The 18820-nt window shown below is 53.5% G+C and carries 18 protein-coding genes; all 18 read right to left on the reverse strand.

What is annotated here, in order from left to right:
• Positions 1 to 341 precede the first annotated feature (341 nt).
• Positions 342 to 812, reverse strand: coding sequence for an SUF system NifU family Fe-S cluster assembly protein (locus FJ320_06045; protein ID MBM3925536.1), 471 nt, complete (start codon positions 810 to 812; stop codon positions 342 to 344).
• Between the two features lie 10 nt (positions 813 to 822).
• On the reverse strand, positions 823 to 2073 hold the full coding sequence (locus FJ320_06050; protein ID MBM3925537.1) for a cysteine desulfurase: 1251 nt from the start codon (positions 2071 to 2073) through the stop codon (positions 823 to 825).
• A 21-nt stretch (positions 2074 to 2094) separates the two neighbouring features.
• Positions 2095 to 3456 carry a Fe-S cluster assembly protein SufD gene (gene sufD / locus FJ320_06055; GenBank protein ID MBM3925538.1) on the reverse strand — a complete coding sequence of 454 codons (1362 nt, stop codon included), beginning with the start codon at positions 3454 to 3456 and terminating at the stop codon, positions 2095 to 2097.
• 16 nt (positions 3457 to 3472) lie between these two features.
• Positions 3473 to 4231, reverse strand: a complete 759-nt coding sequence (sufC, locus tag FJ320_06060) for a Fe-S cluster assembly ATPase SufC (protein ID MBM3925539.1) — start codon at positions 4229 to 4231, stop codon at positions 3473 to 3475.
• A gap of 7 nt (positions 4232 to 4238) precedes the next feature.
• Complete coding sequence (gene sufB, locus FJ320_06065) at positions 4239 to 5696, reverse strand: Fe-S cluster assembly protein SufB (protein ID MBM3925540.1); 1458 nt, start codon at positions 5694 to 5696, stop codon at positions 4239 to 4241.
• Between the two features lie 228 nt (positions 5697 to 5924).
• Complete coding sequence (locus FJ320_06070) at positions 5925 to 6884, reverse strand: NAD-dependent epimerase/dehydratase family protein (GenBank protein ID MBM3925541.1); 960 nt, start codon at positions 6882 to 6884, stop codon at positions 5925 to 5927.
• The gene (locus FJ320_06075; GenBank protein ID MBM3925542.1) at positions 6877 to 7248 is read right to left on the reverse strand and encodes a hypothetical protein; all 372 of its coding nucleotides are present in this window, start codon (positions 7246 to 7248) and stop codon (positions 6877 to 6879) included. Before FJ320_06075 ends, FJ320_06070 begins: the two co-directional genes overlap by 8 nt.
• The gene (locus tag FJ320_06080; GenBank protein MBM3925543.1) at positions 7232 to 7951 is read right to left on the reverse strand and encodes a class II aldolase/adducin family protein; all 720 of its coding nucleotides are present in this window, start codon (positions 7949 to 7951) and stop codon (positions 7232 to 7234) included. Before FJ320_06080 ends, FJ320_06075 begins: the two co-directional genes overlap by 17 nt.
• Entirely contained in the window at positions 7929 to 9260 is a 1332-nt protein-coding gene (locus tag FJ320_06085; GenBank protein MBM3925544.1) for a hypothetical protein, read from the reverse strand. The genes FJ320_06080 and FJ320_06085 overlap by 23 nt, the downstream gene beginning before the upstream one ends.
• Positions 9261 to 9411: 151 nt before the next feature.
• A complete protein-coding gene (locus FJ320_06090) occupies positions 9412 to 10410 on the reverse strand; it encodes a hypothetical protein (GenBank protein MBM3925545.1) in 999 nt (332 codons plus the stop codon).
• A 1-nt stretch (position 10411) separates the two neighbouring features.
• Positions 10412 to 11782, reverse strand: coding sequence for an FAD-dependent oxidoreductase (locus FJ320_06095; GenBank protein ID MBM3925546.1), 1371 nt, complete (start codon positions 11780 to 11782; stop codon positions 10412 to 10414).
• Entirely contained in the window at positions 11743 to 12711 is a 969-nt protein-coding gene (gene hpnD, locus FJ320_06100) for a presqualene diphosphate synthase HpnD (GenBank protein MBM3925547.1), read from the reverse strand. The genes FJ320_06095 and hpnD overlap by 40 nt, the downstream gene beginning before the upstream one ends.
• Positions 12654 to 13547, reverse strand: coding sequence for a squalene synthase HpnC (gene hpnC / locus FJ320_06105; protein MBM3925548.1), 894 nt, complete (start codon positions 13545 to 13547; stop codon positions 12654 to 12656). The genes hpnD and hpnC overlap by 58 nt, the downstream gene beginning before the upstream one ends.
• A 4-nt stretch (positions 13548 to 13551) precedes the next feature.
• A complete protein-coding gene (locus FJ320_06110; GenBank protein ID MBM3925549.1) occupies positions 13552 to 14058 on the reverse strand; it encodes a YjbQ family protein in 507 nt (168 codons plus the stop codon).
• 6 nt (positions 14059 to 14064) lie between these two features.
• The gene (gene shc / locus FJ320_06115; protein ID MBM3925550.1) at positions 14065 to 16068 is read right to left on the reverse strand and encodes a squalene--hopene cyclase; all 2004 of its coding nucleotides are present in this window, start codon (positions 16066 to 16068) and stop codon (positions 14065 to 14067) included.
• A gap of 16 nt (positions 16069 to 16084) precedes the next feature.
• Positions 16085 to 17068 (reverse strand): NAD-dependent epimerase/dehydratase family protein, encoded by a 984-nt coding sequence (locus tag FJ320_06120; GenBank protein MBM3925551.1) that lies wholly within the window; start codon positions 17066 to 17068, stop codon positions 16085 to 16087.
• A gap of 1 nt (position 17069) precedes the next feature.
• Positions 17070 to 17786, reverse strand: coding sequence for a hypothetical protein (locus tag FJ320_06125; protein MBM3925552.1), 717 nt, complete (start codon positions 17784 to 17786; stop codon positions 17070 to 17072).
• Between the two features lie 2 nt (positions 17787 to 17788).
• Positions 17789 to 18808, reverse strand: coding sequence for an adenosyl-hopene transferase HpnH (hpnH, locus tag FJ320_06130; GenBank protein ID MBM3925553.1), 1020 nt, complete (start codon positions 18806 to 18808; stop codon positions 17789 to 17791).
• Between the last annotated feature and the right edge of the window lie 12 nt (positions 18809 to 18820).

The following is an 18820-nucleotide window of genomic DNA, read 5'->3' on the forward strand; positions in this document are numbered from 1 at the left end:
GCATCCCTTTTTACCCCTTCTCCACCTTGATGGGGGAGAACAGAAGAGAGGGTGAAACCCTGCCACCAACAGCCCTTTATCACTACCGACATTCCTGTTTTTCCCACTCTCGCCATGGGAAGGACTAGCAACACCCATCCTTGAGGGAGAGAGTTAGACGCCGTCCTGAGTATGTAGAAGGAGAGAGGGGTTGGGGTGGATAGGTGGGGGATCTCTCCTTGTTTTCATCCTTGCTGCTGGCCCCATACAATCAGGCCATCAAGGATTCCGATTGAATATTTGAATATGCGGAATTGGCCCCCTCACCTATTTATGAGACTACTTCTAATGCAATCTACTGACTAGCGCTTTGCTTTGTATTCCTTAATGGCGTCATCCAGAGTGGCCCAGGCCAGCAGCGCGCACTTGATGCGAATCGGGAACTTGCGTACGCCCTGCAATGCCTCCAGTTCGCCCACCTGCTCCGCCTCTTCACCAGTCAAAGCATGGCCTTGCATTACACTTCTGAAAAGCTCGGAGAGTTCATGGGCTTGGTCCAGGGACTTTCGCTTCACTAGTTGGGTCAGCATAGATGCTGAGGCTTGGCTGATAGAGCAACCCTGGCCGGTGAACCGGCTGGTTTCAACCCTTCCTTCGGGACTGAGTTTCATCTCCAAGACCACCTCGTCACCGCAGAAGGGATTGAACCCTCGCGAGGACAGGTCCGCCTGTGGCAGCTTGCCCTTGTTCCTCGGATTGCGATAGTGGTCCAGGATGACTTCCTGGTATATCTCGTCCAACTCTGCCGGGAATGCCGACTCTTGTGAAACCATCTGACGGTCCTTAAGCGCGGGGTTTGCCCGATGGCGCCTTGGCGAAATACTTGAGCGCCTTCTTCATCGCCGCCGCCAGGGCGTCCACCTCTTCTTCGGTGTTGTAGATGTAGAAGCTGGCCCTGGCCGTTGCGGGAACTCCCAGCCTGCCCCGCACCAGCGGCATAGCGCAGTGATGCCCGGCCCTAACCGCAATGCCTTCCCTGTCTAGTATCGTGCCCAGGTCGTGAGGATGCAGGTCCGGCGAGTGGAAGGACACGATGCCGCCTCGTTTGGACAGGTCCGGCGAGCCGAAGAAGTGAAAGTCTTCGCTGAGTTCCTTCATGGCGCCCAAAGCGTACCGAGTTATCGATATTTCATGCTCTCGCACATTGTTCATGCCCAGGGACTGCAAATAGTCCACTGCTGTTCCCAACGCAATAGTATCGGCGAAGTTTGGCGTGCCAGCCTCGAATCTTACCGGCAAGTCATTCCATGTGGCTGACTCCAGGGTCACCTCCCGCACCATGTCGCCGCCCCGCAGCCACGGCTCCATGGTCTCAAGCACAGCTTTCTTTACATATAGGCCGCCAGTGCCGGTAGGCCCTAGCATCTTGTGGCTGGAAAAAGCCAGGAAGTCGCAGTCCAAGTCCTTCACGTCGGTAGGCAGGTGGGGCACGCTCTGGGCGGCGTCCACCAGCATCAGCGCCCCCACAGCGTGAGCCTTGCGGGCTATCTCCTTGACGGGGTTGATAGTGCCCAGCACGTTGGACATATGATTCATGGCTACCAGCTTGGTGCGTTTGGTCAGTACTGAGTCTAATCTAGAAAGGTCTAACGTGCCTTCCTCGGTGACCTGCAGAAACCGTAACTTTGCTCCTTTAGCCTGGGCTACACGCTGCCAGGGCACCAGGTTGCTATGATGCTCCATCTCGGTCAGAAGTATCTCGTCGCCTTCCTTAACGTTGGACATAGCCCAGGTGTTGGCTACAAGGTTGATGCCTTCCGTAGTGCCGCGCACCAGCACCATGCATTCCGTCGGCGCGCCGATAAAACGCGCTATCTTCTCTCGCGCGCCCTCATATTTTTCGGTGGCTTCCATGCTCAGCGCGTGGACGCCCCGATGCACATTGGAGTTGTACTTTTCGTATACCTCCGCCAGCGCTTGAATCACCTGTTTTGGCTTCTGGGAAGTAGCTGCGTTGTCCAGGTATATCAGAGGTTTCCCATAGACCTTGCGGGATAGAATTGGAAAGTCTTGTCTAATCTTTTTAACGTCCAGCATAGTTCCTTCTGCTCAAAGCTATTGCCGCAGCTCAGTAACCTTAGATTCCATAAGTTCAACCATGAGCCGCTCAGTCACCATCTCGCTTGCGGATTTTTTGAACTCGTCATGGGCTATAGAATCTATGACTTCGCCAATGAATCCCTGAATCAAGAGGTGCCGCGCCACGTCCTGCGACAACCCGCGGCTTTGAAGATAGAAAAGGGCATCCTTGTCCAACTGGCCGCTGGCGGCGCCGTGCCCGCACTTCACATCGTCGGCGTAGATCCAGAAGGCCGGCTTGGTGAAGGCCTCGGCCTGCGGCGAAAGGAGCAGGTTCTTGTCCTCTTGTCGCGCGTCCACTTTCTGAGCGCCAGGCCGCACGATGATGCTGCCATGAAACACCGCCCGCGACTTGCCCCCTAACACACCCTTGTACAATTCACGGCTAGTGGTATGGGGTTTGGCGTGGTCTATGATGACCTGATTGTCGATATGCTGAGTCCCGCTGGCGATGTAAACGCCGTTCAGGGTGCAGGAGCTGCCTTCGGACGCTATAACCACATTCAGGTTATTCCTCACCAACGCGCCGCCCAAGTCAAGGGTTACCGAATGGAAGCTGGCGTTCTCGCCAAGTTCCACTTGTGTCGTTCCTACGTGATACGCGCCTAGGCTGTGGCGTTGCAGCCGGTAGTGCTGCACTGACGACCCGGCCCCCACCACGACTTCTGAAACTGCGTTTGAAAAGTAGCGGCCTCCATACAAACCAACGTGGCTTTCAATAACCATTGCCTTGCTGTCCTTCCCCGTCACCACCAGGACTCTCGGATTAGACAGACTGTCAGGCTGGCGGCCCGAGTTTATGAAAAGGCAATGAATGGGATGCGGCAGTGACAGATTCTCATGGACATATACTAGAGCGCCGTGGTTAACTAATGCCGTATTAATCGAAGTAAACGCCTGGTGTTCATACCCCGCGTGGCGCGTTAGGTGTTCCCTTAGAAGATCGTTTTGTGTTCCTAAGGCTTCTGCCAGATCACTGACAATAACCCCTGAAGGCACATTAACAACTGAAGATAGCTTTTTGGAGTAAAAGCCGTCCACGAATACCAGAGTGCGCCATCTGCCTTCTCCCAACGTGAACGCTTCAATTTCCGATGACGTGAGAGAAGGTGTGGAGGTTGGTATATTAAATTGAGTATGGGCTATGGGAGCAACATCCGTGTACTTCCACTCTTCGTTGTCCCGGCGCGCCACAGGAAAACCTAGCTCGCTAAAGCGGTCCATGGCTTGCCGCTTGATATCGCGAAGCCATGGCGGGGTCTTACTCTGGCCGTTGCGTTCCATGGCATCGAAGGCTGAATGATAAGCGGATTTCTCCGGCGCTTGAGGTCGAATCATTTGCACTCCAGCTATATCAGCGACCTTTGGGCGCTAGGGCTTCAAACTTCTCATACCCCTGGGACTCGACTTCCGATGCCAGGTCGCGGTCTCCGGACTGCACAATTCGTCCTCCGACCAGCACATGCACCCTATCGGGGACCACATAGCCAAGGATGCGCTGATAGTGAGTGACCAGCAGAATGGACTTATCCGGTCCTTTGAGCTGGTTTATCCCCTCAGCCACTATCCTCAACGCGTCTACGTCCAGCCCGGAATCAGGCTCGTCCAGAATCGACAACTTCGGCTCCAGGATAGCCATTTGGAGAATCTCGTTGCGCTTTTTCTCGCCGCCTGAAAAACCCTGGTTTACCGACCGCTTGGCCATGGCGGGGTCTAAGTCTACAATCTTGGCCTTTTGCCTCAGCAAGCGATCAAACTTTAAAGGGTCCAGTTCCTCGTGCCCGTGAGTCTTGCGAATAGCGTTGTATCCAGCGCGAATAAACTGGTCTAGGCGTACGCCGGGGACTTCTATGGGGTGCTGGAAGGACAGGAAAACGCCGGCCCTAGCCCGGTCTTCCGGTGTCATCTGCAGCAGGTCCCGGCCCTCGAAAAGCACCTGACCCAGACTGACTTCGTAGCCCGGCTTGCCCGCCAGCACATAAGCAAGAGTACTTTTGCCGGAGCCATTAGGTCCCATAATGGCATGGGTCTCGCCTGGTTTTAGGCTCAAGGTCAAGCCTTTTAGAATAGGCTGACCATTCACTGAGACGTGCAGGTCTTTGACTTCAAGCATGATTTTCTTAACCTACCGTGCCTTCCAGATTTAGTTCCAAAAGCCTGGTCGCCTCCACTGCGAACTCGAAAGGCAGCTTCTGGAAGACCTCTTTGCAAAAGCCGTTGATTATGAGCGAGTGGGCCTGCTCCGGGCTTAGACCCCGCTGCTGGCAATAGAAAAGCATGTCCTCGTCCACTTTGGACGTAAAGGCTTCGTGCTCCAGGTGAGCGGTGTTGTTCCTCACTTCGACGTAAGGGGTCGTATGCGCGCCGCACTTGTCGCCGATTAGAAGGGAGTCGCACTGGGTGAAGTTCCAGGCGTTGTCGGCTTTAGGCATCACTCGTACGAGTCCTCGATAGGTGTTCTGGCCGTGGCCTGCGGAAATACCCTTGGAGATGATCTTGCTGCGCGAGTTCTTGCCGATATGGATCATCTTGGTGCCTGTGTCCGCCTGCTGGTAGCCTTTAGTCAGAGCGACCGAATAAAACTCTCCGACGGAGTTATCGCCCTGCAGGATGACGCTGGGATACTTCCATGTGATAGCAGAGCCGGTCTCCACCTGAGTCCAGGAGATCTTGGAGTCGCGGCCTGCGCACTTGCCTCGCTTAGTCACGAAGTTATAAATGCCGCCGACACCCTTCTCATCGCCTGGATACCAGTTCTGGATGGTCGAATACTTGATTTCAGCCCTGCCCAAAGCCACCAGTTCTACGACGGCGGCGTGAAGCTGGTTCACGTCTCGCATAGGAGCGCTGCACCCCTCCAGGTAGCTTACATAGCTGCCCTCTTCGGCGATTATCAGCGTTCGCTCAAATTGGCCGGTTTCGGCGGTGTTGATACGGAAGTACGTAGTGAGTTCCAGGGGACACCTCACGCCCTTGGGTACATAACAGAAGGAGCCGTCGGAAAAGACCGCGGAGTTCAACGCGGCGAAATAGTTATCTGAGTATGGCACCACAGACCCCAGATATTTCTTGACTAGCTCCGGATGGTTCTGCACGGCCTCCGAGAAGGAACAGAATATAATCCCGTGTTTCTCCAGTTCTTCCCTGAATGTGGTGGCCACTGACACGCTGTCGAAGATAGCGTCCACTGCTACACCGACTAATCGCTTCTGTTCGTCCAACGGTATGCCCAGTTTCTCATAAGTGCGAAGGAGTTCGGGGTCTACTTCTTCCAGGCTGTTGTACTTCTTCTTAGACTTGGGGGCTGCGTAATATATGATGTCCTGGTAGTTGATGGCCGGAAATCTTACATTGGCCCATCGAGGCAATTGATCACGCTCATGCAGGCTCTTCCAATGCCGGTAGGCCTTTAGACGCCAGTCAAGCATGAACTCAGGCTCGTTCTTCTTAGCCGAAATCCACCGTACTATGTCCTCACTAAGGCCCTTAGGGGCTGTTTCCGACTCAATAGGGGTCACGAAGCCGTATTTGTAGCCCTGTTCCGCTAAAGTCTTTACCTGCTGGTTAGCTGTGGTCACGTCTTCTCCCTGATAGCTCCTTTGAGGACGTAGTACGCCTAGAGTGCGCGCTCATAATTGGAAAGCCCGATGCGAATCTTCGACAATAAGTAGTCGGCTCAAATTTGCGCTGGACGCTTTAGTTGACCTATTGTCGAGTTTCTTAGTCAACAATTATTCTCTCACATAATTGCATACTTTGAAAAGGCAGTCAATAGGAATCTAGGTTGACAAGTTGGACGGTTGGTTTTAGCGGCTACGGGACTCGACGTAAGCGCGTAGAGCGCCTTCCGAAGCATATTGACATTGGAACCCTGTGTTCTTTAAAAGCTTGTCTGTGCTTAAAACTATGGGGTATCTGACCAGGTCTAACCCTCCCCGGGAAGCCTCTTTCTGCAGTCCCAGCCTCCATGCTGCTTGTACTAACGGATACGCAAGGAAGCTCGGGAGCGTCACAGCTTTCTTGCCCAGGATTCGCGCTACGTCGCTATACGGCAGCGCGCCGTTGCCTGCAACGTTGAAAACACCAGGCACCGGATTGTCGCAAAACCATGCTAGCAGCCTTGCCAGGTCCTGACCGTGAATGAATTGGATAGGTGGGTTGTATCCGGAAACCATGAGTAAAAGAGGCTTGTTCAGCGCTCTCGCCACGTAACCCTCTCCTGGACCCATCACCATGCAGCAGCGAAGAATTGTGATGTTCAACTCTGGATGCTGCCGATGGAAGTCCCAGAGGGCTTGCTCGCTCAGAGCTTTGGTCATCGAGTATTGAAAGCCAACCAACGGCTTCGATTTGTAATCTTCCGTGATTGGCACCGGGTTCTCGCGCCTAGCTCCGTAGACTGTGTGACTGCTTAGATAGATAAATTCATTAGCGCCGGCGGTAACGCTGGCCTCCATAACATTGTGAAGGCACTCCAGATTCGCCAAACGTATTTTCTCCGCTTCACCACCGCTTCGGCCTTCGCGCATCTGGAAGGCTAGATGCACCACTGTTTTTATGGGTCGAGCGGCCAATAATTCAGGGTTCAATGGACGGCTCAAATCCATTTCATGGAATGTGAGGTTGGGTGGGCGCTCTGCTGGTTTCCTGATGTCCAGGCCAATGACCTGCCGGCCGTTTTCTAACAGCCTCTGCGCCAGCAAGGAACCAATAAACCCGGCGGCGCCCGTAACAAGAACAGGCGGTTGGGGTGCAGCCTCAGGCATCAGGCGCGGTGTCTATAAAGTCGAAACGCAGGACTCCTAGGCCGGCCACCTCAAAACCCATGACTATCTTATGAGGGCCACTGATTAGCCTGACGCCTTTGGAAACTACGGTCGTAGTCTTATTAAGGGCAATAGAAAAGGGGTACTTCTCTGATATTTGGCCGAATCCTACTTGCTTGCCGTCTACGACAAATGAAGAGTTCTCCAAAGGGACTTCTATGCCATCTATGGTAAGTGGCAGCAAACGCTTCGCATAGCCCGAACCGAGTTTATTGAGCAAATCGAAAGCCATGCCGTCGGGCGTTTGCCTGAGGCTTCCTTTTACATAGAGCCTTCTTAGGAGGAAGCTAGGGACTGTTACCATCAAGGCCTCCCTTAGCTCTGGCCTCCATCATTTTCATACGAAAAAGCTCCTCTTCTATCCTTGCTGCTTGTTCCGGTAACGCTCTGCTCCGGCCTAGGATAGAAGTATATAGGAATATTTGAGCCAGGCGCTCAGCCAAGAAGGTTACTTCCAGCGCTTCCTTCAAGTCCAACCCCACAGACAGGAGCCCGTGGTGTGCCAGCATTGCCGCCATTCGATTCTCCAGAGCCTCGCTAGCCCGCTGTGCTAGCTCTTCTGTGCCAGGAAAAGCATACTCGGCCCTTCGTATTCCACCTCCAATCTTTATGATCACTTCGTCGATAATCGGGGGCAGCTCTTCTATGGCTATCGATGCCGCTGTCGCGAATACAGGGTGGGTGTGGACTACGGCGTTTATCTCAGGGCGCCGCCTGTATACTTCCAGATGTAACGCAGACTCTGAAGATGGCGGACGCTCCTCCTCCACCGGCTCCCCGTTCTCGTCGATAATCACCAGGTCATCATTTGATACAGTCTCAAGCTCGGCGCCCATGGGCGTTATGAGAACCGTGTACTTGTTGGACTGTCGCAGTCTCATGCTAACGTTGCCGCTGCTTCCTAAAACAAGCCCGGCTTTGGCCAATCTGTGGCAAGACTGACAAAGGGCTTCGCGTTCTTTAACCCATCTACTATTAGGCAAGCTAGCTGTCCTGAATCCTCTGATAGAGTAACTTCCACTGCTGGAACAGCTCTTGGTACTCTAAAGTACGTACCATCTCAGGCTCGAAGACTTCTAAATCTGAGGCCATCTCCCGGCAAGCTTCAGAGAGATTCGAGTATATCCCTGCCGCCGAAGCCGCAGCCATGGACGCTCCAATACTGCTCACGTCCGGGCCTGTGGCGCGCCTCACAGGACGTCCAATCACATCGGCGATGGTTTTGGCAAGTACAGCGCTTTGGGCCATGCCGCCGCCAATGTGAAGCGTTTCAGAAGAATATCCGTTTACCTTTTCCATAGCCGGGACGTTTTCTTTTAGACTGTAGGCAAGATTCTCATAGAACGCGTGAAGGATTTGACCTGGGTTAGTTTCCTCGTAGCTTAACGGAGTATTGAAAGTTATACCGCCTCTCTGCAACTTGGCTCTTGGAGCGCTGCTAAGGCTTGGACCTAGAAAACAGGTTACGCCTTCGCTTCCAGGCTCCGTTGCCTCCGCTAGAGAATCCGCGTATTCCCAGGGCATCTCCTTACCCATGAGCATCTCTTTCAACCATCGGTGGGCGTTTCCAGCATCCCCAAGATTAGCTTCCAATGTCCACATTCCGTCTATCGGGTAGCAGCCGGTCCAAAAGTTCATCTGGGTATCATGACGCGGCTGTTTGGTTATGGACTGGACGGCGCAGCTCCATCCCGCGACTACGCCGGTTTGACCATAATCCATTAACCCCATGCCCAGCAGGCCGCATTGCGTATCCGCTCCAGCTAGCGTAACCGGAATTCCTGGCAGCAGCCCCAGGGACTTAGCTGCGCTTTCCTTTAATATCCCGGCAACTGCTCCAGATTCTGCAAGAGGCGGAAGCTTTTCCATCGGCACTCCAATGTTCGAAAGCAGACTCGCCGGTCGTTGACGGTTGTATATGTTCAGCAAGCCAGTCGAAGCCGCCAGTGACGCTTCGCAGGTTGCCTCGCCAGTAAGCCTGTATACCAGCCACCCAGGGAGTGTAAGAAGATGGCGTAGTCTATGGATGATATCTGGTTTATTCTTGCGAGCCCAGTGAATTTTTGCCGGCGCCAGAAGGAGCAAAGGAAAGTGTCCGGTAGTCTTGTATACCTCTATCCCCCACTCTTCCTGCATCGCCAGTCCCTCAAAGCTGGCGCGTAAGTCTATGTTGGGGCTTAGCATCAGCTCTTTGTCATCGCCGTCTAGAAGGGCGATTCCCTGTCTTTGGCCTGTAACGCCAACGGCCCTGATATCTCGGGCGGAAATATTCGCATCCTTTAAACACCTTGTAACCAGATGCGTCACATCAGCCATAATCTTTTGAGCGTCTAATTCGCGGGCCAGTCGAGGGCCATCTCGCGGCGTACGGACTTGCACTCTTGACGCCGATGATGCTAGGACCCTGCCTTTAACGTCTGTAATTGCGCAGTGGAGGCTGCTTGTGCCGAGGTCCAAAGCCAACAGGTTATCTCCCACGGCGACGCCACACTCCTGGATTCGCTAGCCTGTGGGGTCGTCGGCCCGACAGAAATCTCTCCAGGTCATCCAGAATCATCAACGAGTGTCGCTCAATCGTCCCATCGGTTGCTCCGCCTACGTGGGGAGTAAGAACGACATTATCCAGTTTTAGCAGCGGGCTTGAGGGCGCAATCGGATGAGACTCGTGAACGTCAAAGGCGGCGCCGGCCAATTGTCCAGAAGTGAGCGCGTCAACCAGAGCAGTCTCGTCGACGAGGTCGTGGGATGCTGTATTGATTAGATAGGACTTCCTGGGCATCAACGCCAGGGTTTGGCTGTTCAGCATGTTCTTGGTTTCACTAGTGGATGGGGCGTGTAGTGTAACGAATTTGGATTCCTTCAGCAGTGTCTTTAGGTCCGTGAGTTGCGCTCCGTACTTGCGCTGGCCTTGAACATCCACCGCAGGGTCATGGGCCAGGACACGCATACCAAAGGCTTGTCCTAAATTCGAAACCTTCTTTCCTGCCGCGCCTAGACCCACGACTCCCAGGGTACTGCCGTTCAGTTCAACGCCCCGATGGCTGATATATGCCTCCACTGGGTCTCGCCATCGCCCGTCCTTTACATAACAGTCCAGCGATGAAACCCGTCTAGCCAGGGCTAGTATCAGAGCAAAAGTCATCTCAGCTACCGATTGGGCATTGCGTCCTGGCGTATGTACGACTACAACTCCATGTTCTGTTGCGGCATCAAGGTCAACATGATTGACGGCTCCCCGACACAACCCCACGAACTTCAGATTCGGCGCCTCCGCAAAAACTTCACAGAACACGAAGTCAGCTTCAACTATAAGTACCTCTATACCTTCCCGATGGAGCCTTTGTCCCAACTCCTGGGGCGCCCAGATTTTTCGTGTTTCCGTCCAGCTTTCGTAAGTGATTTGTGAGACTTCTCTCAAGTGAGTCAGCGCAGAGCTTGAGAACGGGGCCAGGACTAAAGCCTTCATCTTATTCGTGTAGCAGCGTCTGAATAGCTTCCGCCGCCTTTACACCGCTGCGCACTGCCCCCTCCATGGTCGAAGGCCAGCCTGTGTCCGTCCACTCTCCTGCCAGGAATAGATTTCTTATGGGAGATTTTGCTTTAGGCCTTAGCTTTTCGATGCCAGGCAGACATCTAAATGTAGCCTTATCCTGCTTAACAATCAGTACACGCTCGATCTTGGCCTGGCGCGCCGCGGGAAACGCCTGAGCCATAGCTTCTACGAAGGTCTTCTGCAAAGCTTCTTTCGGCTGGTCTATATACTCGAAGGCGCCGCTCAGCGATATGCTTACTCGCTTTCCGCCGGAACCGTCGCCGCCCTGAATCGCATCCAGGTTAAACACCCACTGTAGTGGCGATTCCACTAAGGCTACAAAGTCCTCTGTCATCACTGGTCTGTCATACCAGAGGTGGACATTGACAATAGGCGCGGTTTGAAATTTGGAGAGAGCTTCAAAATAGGGCTGTGCCTTTACCTCGGACGCTAGTAGTGTGGATAGGGCGTCCGCGGGCAAAGCGCTGATAAAGAAGTCTCCATGGATAGAGGTGCCGTCAGAGAGTTCTAAACTTTCCACCTTGCCGTTTCTAATATTTAGAGCGGTAGCCGACTTACCCATAATGAGTCTTCCATGCCGGGACTGTATGTAACTTTGAGCGGCGTCTGCCATGAGGGCGGACAATCCAACTCGTGCGTAACCCACGCAGGCGCTGCGACGGCTTTTCATGATGCCCTCTTGGAATATCATGAGACCCATAAAAGCGCTGGTGCATTTTACGTCATCATTTACACAGGGCTTTACGATTAGATTCCAGAGGTTCTCGATTGCCCGTGGGCTTTGACTATGGCTACTCAGCCAGTCAGAAAAAGTCTGTTCACCAAGCCGCGTCCTGTAGCGGTTAGTGAATCTTATAACCGCTAACGCGTAAATAGCGAGTAATTTTTCCTTCAGGCTCAGATGTCGGTAGCCAAGAAAGGATGGCAAAAGGTGGAAGGGACTCGGCAGAGGCGCCGACCAGAGCCGTGAGGACTTGGCCCCAGGTGTTGATACCTTAATGCTGAGCTTGCTTTGAAGATAAGCGTTTTGAAAGGTGCTGAGCTTTTTGAGGAAGTCGATGTAGTAATCGCAGCAACCCAGGAAAACGTGCTGTCCATTATCCACCATTTGACCGGTCTCTCGGTCAGTAAACGAAAAAGCCCTTCCACCTAGGTAGGGGCGTTTCTCCACCAGCGTCACCTTATGACCCGCGTCTAGAAGATGGCAAGCGGCTGACATGCCGGCGAGTCCGCCGCCGATAATAACTATGTGGGAAGGGGCTGTGGCAGTAGGCTTTTTAGCCATGTGGTTGCTGTCACCAAGGCCTTTTCGCGGCCGCTCAGGCTGATTTTGCCCTCGAACACGTTATAACCCTTTGACTCGATTCTGTCCAAGATCCCGCGATAAAGCTGCGCCAGTACGGCCGGGCATGCCCTTGATCTAAGTGAAAGGTAAGGCATGAGCTTCATGCCGCTGTTGAAATATTCCCTCGCCCTCTCAGCTTGGAAGCGCATTAATTTCTGCTGAGGCTCGTTAATTACGCCCCCTATAAGGTCGTCCTCCTTATATCCAAAGCGGCTCATTTCATCTTGGGGAATATAAATCCGGCCTCGTTTTAGGTCTTCCCGCACATCTCTGAGGATGTTAGTCAATTGCATAGCGAGGCCAAGGTCTATGGCATGTTTCTTTGCTCTAGGGTGCTTGAAGCCGAAGATATGTATGCACACCAGCCCTACCGCTGAAGCCACTCGATAGCAATACAGGCGGAGCTCTTCAAAATTGCTATAACGGGCCTTAGTAAGGTCCATTTCTACACCGCTTATGACCTCGTCAAAATACTCCTTGGGGATCTTATAGGTTTTAGCGCTGTCAGCTAAGGCAATGAACACATTATCTAGAGGTTTGTCATCGTAAGCCTCTGAGAGCTTCTGTCGAAGGGTGGAAAGCGCTTTCAGCTTATCCTCCAGGGTGGACTCTTCATCTACGGCGTCGTCACAGTAGCGGCAGAAAGCATAGGCCGCGTATATAGCTAGACGCTTCTTGAATGGCAATGTGATGAAGGCGTAATAAAAATTGCGCGCCTCACGTTTAGTGATACGTCTGCATTCTTCATAGGCTTGTCTAATAGCATCGGTTGAAGTTTTCATATCCGCTCCCCCAGGGGAGGCTCTACTGGCTAAACGGTAACGTGGCCACCCAGGCGCATTCTGAGATAAGTGGAGGCAAATAGCCATCCTTTTCTAAAACGCGAAAGGCGAGGCCTCCGGCTTAGTACATCGTAGTCCTGCTTTTCGATGGCCTCAAGCACCGCCAATCCCCCGCGGTTGAATAGCGCGATATCTACTTTGGCTATGCCTCCCACCTGTTCCACCAGTCCCAGCCCCCTTCCAAATAGCTCTTTAGTGCGCTCAACCTCAAATTCCATCAATCGCCTGAACTTTTCATCAGCCTGACCTTGGGCTATCTGTTCTTCGGTCACGCCAAAGCGTCGCAAGTCCTCTAATGGCAAGTAAATCCTGCCCATTCCGTAGTCTCGCGTTACGTCCTGCCAGAAGTTTGTGAGCTGCAAAGCGGTGCATGTAAAGTCCGAGAGCTTCTGTCGCGCTTCGTCTCTATATCCAAACACATAGAGGACCAATCGACCACACGGATTCGCCGAATGGTCACAATAATGTAGAAGGTCCTGATAAGTCTGGTATCGACTGGTTTTTTGGTCTGCGCGGTTGGCTTGAATGAGCTTCCAAAAGGGCTCTTTTGGAATATCGAAGGTATTAATGGTCTCTTGGAGGGCTACCATAACTGGATGCGCGGGCTGCCCTTGGTAGCAACGGTCCAAGTCCCTTTCCCAATTGTCCAAAAGCTGGAGGCGGCTGCCTGGCGCTTCATCCCCCAGATCGTCCACCGTGCGGGCGTAGCCGTAAAGGTTGTATATATGCTGGCGCAGTTTCCGAGGAATAAGAAGAGAGCCTACGGTGAAGTTCTCATAGTGTGTTAGAGCTAGACGACGACAGTGCTCTTGGGCTTCCTCTCGGCTCCAAATCTTCGTGTCAGAGGTAAGCAGGACCACCACCCAGTCAGCCTCCCATCACCTGCACCAGCACCTCCCTGGGGCGGGGTCTGTCTAGCTCTACCATAAAGACACGCTGCCACCGCCCTATTTGCAGAGCGCCGTTGATAATAGGAATAGTCTCGCTCGTGCTTAAGAGAAGCTGCTGGCAGTGGGCATGGCCGTTTGGGCATTCGTTCTCAGTCATATTTACTGTGCGTATGGTGAAATCGTTGTGCTTGTAGTCGCCATTTCTAGGCGCCATACGTTCCAGGAAGCGCTTCATATCCTCGATTAATAGAGGCTCGTTTTCGTTTAATCTTATAGCCGCTGTGGTATGACGTGAAAAAATCGTCACGACGCCGTTCTTGACCCCAGCCTGCGTCAGGCAATTCTTCACGTGGTCCGTAATGTCGATAAACTCAGGGGCGTCCTTGGCCTCCAGCTTTAGCGAGAAGACTTGCACTCGCATCTTCTCTTCTGTGCTGGATATCCGCTGGGGTACCTGGACAGGCTTAACTTTGAGTGTGCTCATTTTCCTCTACTCTTTATAAGTCCTCTTAAATCTTCCCAGAGCTGTCAAGGGCCAGTAATGTCGATACAGGTGATAGTTGATCATGAAGGCATTTTCCATATCCAGGCCTTGGTAGGCTTCCTCGCCGGGTTTCGGCAGGCGCTTCAATCTTTGACCGACACCGTACCCCGGAAACCCGGTGCCAGTGTAATGAGGTTCGTCCCAGGTGCCGTCACCCTTCTGTGTCCTGCATAGGTATTCGATGCCTCGCGCAACCGAAATGCTGCCGTTCTCGCAGGAAGCTAAAAGCGACAGCAACGCCCAGGCCGTCTGTGACGGCGTACTAGGCCCCGTGCCTCTGAGTGCGAAGTCTACATAAGAGCCGCAGCTCTCTCCCCAGCCCCCGTCATCATTCTGGTGGGATTTGACCCAATCAACCGCTTTACGGATATATGGCAGAGTCATATCTTCCCCGATTGCCTGCAAGGCGGGGAGTACAGCCCCCGTGCCATAGATATAGTTAACGCCCCATCGCCCGAACCAGGAGCCATCCTCCTCTTGCTCGTCTCGTATGAACTTGTACGCTTTCGCCACTGCGGGATGTTCCTTATTGAAGCCAAGTCTGCCTAATGCTTCCAGCACATGCGCCGTCACATCCACGCTTGGCGGGTCTAAAGTCTCGCCGAAGTCCGCAAACGGTATCTTGCTCATTAAAGCCCGATTGTTATCCTTGTCGAAGGCCGCCCAGCCGCCATTCTTGCTCTGCAGCCCGAAGACCCACCGTACCCCCAAATCTATAGCGTTGCGGCGCCGCTGGTCCTCCTCACCTGTCAAGCGGGCCCACTCCAGGGCAATCAACACCTCCGCCACGTCATCCACGTCAGGATAATTGTCGTTGGCGAACTCAAAAGCCCACCCGCCGGGCGGTGTCTTCGGGGACTTCACGGCCCAGTCGCCCTTCCGCAGAATCTGGCGCGCGATGAGCCAGCGGGTTGGCCTCTGCATTTCGTCGCTTTCTGCCGACATCCCGGATTCCAGCATAGCCGTCAGAGCCAGGCATGTATCCCATACAGGTGACACACATGCTTGGACCCTCCAAGTATTCTCTTCTTCAATAGCAAAGGTCTCAAATCCTTGGAGTCCAGCGTTCATTACCGGGTGTTCCAATGTGTAGCCTAAGTGTTTCAAAGCAATAAGCGAGTAGACCCATGGTGGCTGAATGCCGCCCCAAGAGCCGTCGGCTTCCTGGTGCTCCACTATCCACTGGGCGGCCATCCTTTTCGCTGTCTCGCGTCCGATTTTCACCGGGGCCTTCTCATATAACCTGAGGAAACGGTCGGCGCTATAAAATAGCGCTCTCCAGGGGTCTGTAGGTCTGGGTATCGATAGGGATGTCTTAGTTTGCTCTTTGACAACAGGATAAAGTTCCCTAATAGCAGCCTGTGGAGGCACGGGACTAACGGGTCGGTCGGTAAGAATTATGCACATAGGCACAATAGTTGCTCTGGCCCAGCTGGAAAATTCATATATGTTAAAGGGCAGCCAACTGGGAAGTAAGACCATCTCCGGCGGCATCACCGGCAGGCCCTTCCAGTCGTACTGTCCCAGCATGGCCAGCCAGATCCGAGTGAAAATTCTGGTTTGGGGCACGCCACCTTTAGATAGAATGAATTGCCTTGCCTTCATCATCGGAGCGGCATCGGCGGAAAGGCCGCAGAGCTTAAGGGCGAAGTAGCATTCGACCGAAGTGCTTAGATTGCCCGGCGCGTCGAAATATTGCACCCAGGAGCCATCCGGTTGCTGTCGGCTCAAAATATAGTTGGCAATTTTCCTTTTTCGCTCCGGGTTATTCACACCCAGCAGATGGCAGAGCATGACATATTCGGCTTCCATGGTGGGATTGGACTCCAGTTCTCCCCACCAGTAACCCTGCTCATGCTGAATTTTAAGCATGTAGCCTTGGGCCCTCTGGACAGTAATATCCAATTGGGCCTTTAGCTGCGCTTCAATTTTATTTTGTGTGATTGTCATGGCCTTATTTATAGGCCTAAGCTCTCCCGTATTCCTTAAACCACCTCACTGCCTTCCCCAGGGCACCCTCTATAGGGCTTTGAGGCATCCCTAGTTCCCTGACTGCCTTGCCTGAGCTGACATACATAGGCTTTTGGGCCACCAGTAATCCTTCTAGAGGCAATATGGGTTGTCTCCTAAGTAATTTTCCTTCAGCCCAGTAGTCCAGCCGCGAAAGGCCTATCAGGGGCCCCAATGGTGCGCGGAATCTTGGCCCTTTCAGTCCTGTAATCTTCGCCAACAGGTCAAGCATCTCCTTCAGGGTCATGTTTTGATGACCCAGTATGTACCGATGGCCAGGTCTGCCCCTTTCCATGGCTAGAATATGGCCTATGGCTACGTCTTCTACGTCGACCAGGTTCATGCCTGTGTTCACATACGCTGGAAGGCGCCGCCGCAGGAAGTCTCGAATAATGCCCCCGGTTGGCGTAGGCTTCACATCCCACGGTCCTACGGGCGCCGTGGGATTCACCACCACCACCGGGAGACCTGAGGAGTTCATCTTCAGGGCCTCCTGCTCTCCAAGCCATTTGGAACGTTTGTAATGGCCCTTCAAGTCTTTCCATGCCGGCTGCATCTCCTCGGTTCCTTCAGCGCCCTTTGCTAGACCTATTGTCGAAACGGTGCTGGTATACACTACCTTCTCAGCGCCCGCGGCCAGCGCCTCCTGTAGGAGGGTCTTAGTGCCGTCTACATTCACCCTGTAGACCTCCTTTGGGTCACGGCTCCAAAAGGTGTACAGGGCCGCGCAGTGGAAGACCGCTTGACACCCTTTCAGTGCCCTGGCAAGAGACTCCCTGTTCTCTAAGTCTCCCTGGACTATCTCCACCCCGGTATTCTCAAGTGTTAAGGTGCTGCTGCGAGGCCTTGCCAGAGCCCTTACCTGGTAACCCTTAGCAGTTAAGGACCTCGCCAAATTCCCACCGATAAAACCTGTAGCCCCCGTAACCAATACTTTCACGTTAGGCTGGACTCAGTATCCCTCCCGATATAAGGTTGGGTACGAACCTGCCGGCAAAAACGCCAAGGCTCTTCTTTGCGGCGCCCGCCTTTTTTGCCATGGATAGGAGGATGAGAACGTTGGCGGGCCTCCGGATAGCGCCCAGCGCAATGCTCAGACCCCTACCCGAGTCATCAGTGCTGGCGAACTCCTCAATAACAGCTGGAAGGTCATCATTGACTGTGTCCACTACTGCTCTGACCGATATAAAAGGCACATTTGCCTCTGCGCACCGCTGGGCTAGCCAGTAATCTTCCATGTTCACAGTCGACACGGCGTACTCCCTAGCTAGCGCCGCTTTCTGGCGGCTGCTGCGAACAACGCCGTCAACAGTGAGAGAGTCTCCCATCGAAAACGGAATCCCGACCGCCGTCAAATTCTTCTCTGCTTGCTCCGCAAACGCGGGTGTGGCGCTCAGCACTAGCTCCTGGTTTTGCGCAAGGAATCGCTTTGCCAGGATAAGCCATCCTGGCGTGAGACTAGATGTGAGTCCGCCGCAGAACCCCAGTGCCAGCACCAAATGCGGCCTCTCACCTTCAGTAAGCAGTTTCTGCATAGATTCTATAGCGCGTTCCTTGCCTACTCCTACCGTAGTGACAGAATAGCCCTCCGTCACACGTCGGAGAGGCCACCGCAGGGCGGCAGCCTCTTCTTTTATAGCTGTGACAATGGCAATCATTTTTAGCTGGCGCCTATGCCGCTCTTGCTTACCGCGCCGGTCTTAATGAGCGTGAGCCAGTCCCTCGGATTGCCGATGGCGTTGAATATGGTGGCGGACTCAAAGCCGCAGTGCATCATGCAGTTTGCGCACCGCGGGTCCTTCCCCACGCCGTACTTTTCCCAGACCTCTTCCTTCATGACCTCCGACACATTTTTAACGTGCGCGTCGGCAAGGGGATAGCACGGAAGCCGCCAACCTTCGACGGTGTAGGTTGGATTGGAGTAGGCGGTGCACTGGTATTCCCGCTCTCCTCTCAAGAAGTTGAGGTATAGAGGGTTGTTATAGAACCGGATATCCTTGGTCTTCTCCGGGTCCAGGATCTTCTTAAAGACTGTCTTGGATTCCTCGCGCAGCAGGAACTGCTCCCGATCGCTTATCGACTGATAGTCATATCCAGGCGACACCATGCAGCCCTCAACACCCATGGCGGTGAGCATTCGGAACATCTCGTGCAGGTCATCAACGTCGCTGCCGCGAAAGATTGTCGTGTTGGTGCAAACTCGATAACCCTCCTCCAGCGCCAGCTTAATACCATCCACGGCTTTCTTGAACACGCCCTTCCTAGCAACTGACTCGTCGTGCTTCTCCTCCATTCCGTCCATGTGGATGACCCAGCAGAAGTACTTGGACGGCCTTATCTTTTTTATCACCCGTTCCATCAGCAGGCCGTTGGAACAGCAGTAGACGAAATACTTTCGATTTACCAGCTCGTTTATGATCTCGTGGATCTGAGGATGTATGGTGGGCTCCCCGCCGGCGATGGATATAATCGGGGCTCCCGACTGTTCCGCCGCCCTTATAGCCTCCTCCACCGGCATCATCTTGCTCATCACGGCCTTATATTCTCGGATGCGGCCGCATCCTACACAGGAGAGGTTGCACATCTCCAGAGGCTCCAACATAGTTACCAGGGGAAAGCGCCTTCGCCCCTTAAGTTTCTGACTCAGCATATAGGAAGCAAGACGGAGGGAAAGCTCCATGGGCCTCTTTGA

The sequence above is a fragment of the SAR202 cluster bacterium genome (assembly GCA_016872285.1).
GTDB lineage: Bacteria > Chloroflexota > Dehalococcoidia > Lucifugimonadales.

What these genes read in the sequence shown, in the direction of transcription:
- FJ320_06045 (MBM3925536.1), bottom strand. Translation starts at nt 812, where the DNA reads ATGGTTTCACAAGAGTCGGCATTCCCGGCAGAGTTGGACGAGATATAC.
- sufD (MBM3925538.1), bottom strand. Translation starts at nt 3,456, where the DNA reads ATGATTCGACCTCAAGCGCCGGAGAAATCCGCTTATCATTCAGCCTTC.
- sufC (MBM3925539.1), bottom strand. Translation starts at nt 4,231, where the DNA reads ATGCTTGAAGTCAAAGACCTGCACGTCTCAGTGAATGGTCAGCCTATT.
- FJ320_06070 (MBM3925541.1), bottom strand. Translation starts at nt 6,884, where the DNA reads ATGCCTGAGGCTGCACCCCAACCGCCTGTTCTTGTTACGGGCGCCGCC.
- FJ320_06075 (MBM3925542.1), bottom strand. Translation starts at nt 7,248, where the DNA reads ATGGTAACAGTCCCTAGCTTCCTCCTAAGAAGGCTCTATGTAAAAGGA.
- FJ320_06085 (MBM3925544.1), bottom strand. Translation starts at nt 9,260, where the DNA reads ATGGCTGATGTGACGCATCTGGTTACAAGGTGTTTAAAGGATGCGAAT.
- FJ320_06090 (MBM3925545.1), bottom strand. Translation starts at nt 10,410, where the DNA reads ATGAAGGCTTTAGTCCTGGCCCCGTTCTCAAGCTCTGCGCTGACTCAC.
- FJ320_06095 (MBM3925546.1), bottom strand. Translation starts at nt 11,782, where the DNA reads ATGGCTAAAAAGCCTACTGCCACAGCCCCTTCCCACATAGTTATTATC.
- hpnD (MBM3925547.1), bottom strand. Translation starts at nt 12,711, where the DNA reads ATGGCTATTTGCCTCCACTTATCTCAGAATGCGCCTGGGTGGCCACGT.
- FJ320_06110 (MBM3925549.1), bottom strand. Translation starts at nt 14,058, where the DNA reads ATGAGCACACTCAAAGTTAAGCCTGTCCAGGTACCCCAGCGGATATCC.
- shc (MBM3925550.1), bottom strand. Translation starts at nt 16,068, where the DNA reads ATGACAATCACACAAAATAAAATTGAAGCGCAGCTAAAGGCCCAATTG.
- FJ320_06125 (MBM3925552.1), bottom strand. Translation starts at nt 17,786, where the DNA reads ATGATTGCCATTGTCACAGCTATAAAAGAAGAGGCTGCCGCCCTGCGG.
- hpnH (MBM3925553.1), bottom strand. Translation starts at nt 18,808, where the DNA reads ATGGAGCTTTCCCTCCGTCTTGCTTCCTATATGCTGAGTCAGAAACTT.